This is a genomic window from Paenibacillus sp. 01T422 (genome assembly GCF_056398785.1).
In genome coordinates this window covers 1-1,293 of sequence record NZ_JBFTQB010001285.1, presented here as the reverse complement: position 1 = coordinate 1,293, position 1,293 = coordinate 1, and the positions used below count along the sequence as shown (strand labels likewise).

At 40.9% G+C, this 1,293-nt stretch carries 1 protein-coding gene and 2 pseudogenes; 1 reads left to right on the top strand and 2 read right to left on the bottom strand.

From position 1 onward, the window contains the following. A pseudogene (locus AC1DUA_RS38050) lies at positions 1 to 352 on the top strand (TetR/AcrR family transcriptional regulator); the annotation flags it as partial. On the opposite strand, the gene AC1DUA_RS38045 reads toward AC1DUA_RS38050, so the two are convergent. Both AC1DUA_RS38045 and AC1DUA_RS38040 read right to left on the bottom strand, forming a co-directional pair. Further along, positions 349 to 789 (bottom strand): efflux RND transporter periplasmic adaptor subunit, encoded by a 441-nt coding sequence (locus AC1DUA_RS38045; RefSeq protein WP_477504636.1) that lies wholly within the window; start codon positions 787 to 789, stop codon positions 349 to 351. The pseudogene AC1DUA_RS38050 and the gene AC1DUA_RS38045 sit on opposite strands and share 4 nt — an antisense overlap. 253 nt (positions 790 to 1,042) lie before the next feature. Next, positions 1,043 to 1,174: pseudogene (locus AC1DUA_RS38040) on the bottom strand (ATP-binding cassette domain-containing protein); the annotation flags it as partial. Positions 1,175 to 1,293: the final 119 nt, after the last annotated feature.

Sequence of the window (1,293 nt, the reverse complement as noted above, 5' to 3'; positions counted from 1 at the left end):
ATTGCGGGCTTTTCTAAGAAATCGAGTTGACTTTATCTCGGAGAATAGAGAAATTTTTCGGGTTATCGTTAAGGAAATTATTTATCAAGAGGAACTAAAAAACGAACTCCTCCCTTACATATCAGAGATTGTTATACAGCGCTTAACAAACATAATTGAATCAGCTAAAAAACGCGGCGAACTTGTTGACATGGCTACGGGCAGTATTCTCAGGATGCTACTCACAATTATTGGAGGATTGTTGATTTCTCGTTTTGTAGTATTGAATCAACAATCCATTAGTGACAAAGAAATAGAAGATACTATCTGTCTTGTCATGCAGGGTATTGGGAGAACCACATCGTTAAATTAATCCTTGGATTCTGCCGGGATATGAACGGTAACATTCATTCCTGGATTGAACTGACTGTTATCGTTTTTGATAGAGATCCTAACCTTCGTTGTCACACGATTCCCATCTGAAGCGGATTGTAAATCTTTAGGCGTATATTCGTGATTTAGAGCGATGTAGCTGATTGTACCTAYGWTGCTTTTCTTGCCTACCGTCATTTCGATAGGCTGATTATAGCTGATCCTATCCAGATACGTATCTGGGATATAACAWAGCACATAGACATCGTCCGTTTTCGCTATATCCGCAAGATTGGAGCCTATATTAATCACATCACCAAGCTCAACATTCTTRCTWGTRATAATGCCGTCAGCGAGTGCSCTTATGGTGTATTGMTCCAGCAAATTCTTCGCTTGATTCCATTGAGCTGTTGCCTGATTCAGGTCGGCTTGGGCCATSGCGATGCTCWTCTCRGTATTTCCGCTCTGMAGAAGCTCCAGTTGTGCCTTGGCTRCCTCRTAGATTGCCGTTGCAGCTGCSACTTCTTGTGGTCGCGGCCCTTTTTCAAGTTGAGCTAATTGGGCTTTAGCCGCTTCCAACTGGGAGCGAGTCACGGCGGTCTGTTTCTTGGTTGTGTCCAGCTTGTAAGCAGAGCTGTTCAATTCATCCGTGCTTAGTTCTCCCTCTTGATACAAGTTCAAGGATTTATTATGTAGATTTTCCGGAGCCAGATTGCCCTAGTAATCCAAGGATTTCTCCATAGGCTATTCGCAAGCTTATATCGTACAACACCTGTTTTTTCCCGAAGCTTTTATTCACATTCTTCAGTGAAAAGTGAGTAATTACTTGTTGGGTTGCAGTAGATTATGTATTCAATAAACTCTCAAAATATGCTTTGGAATGAATCCAATTTTATTAAGCATGGATAAGAAGAATTTTTACTAATTCACTCTATTTGAGGG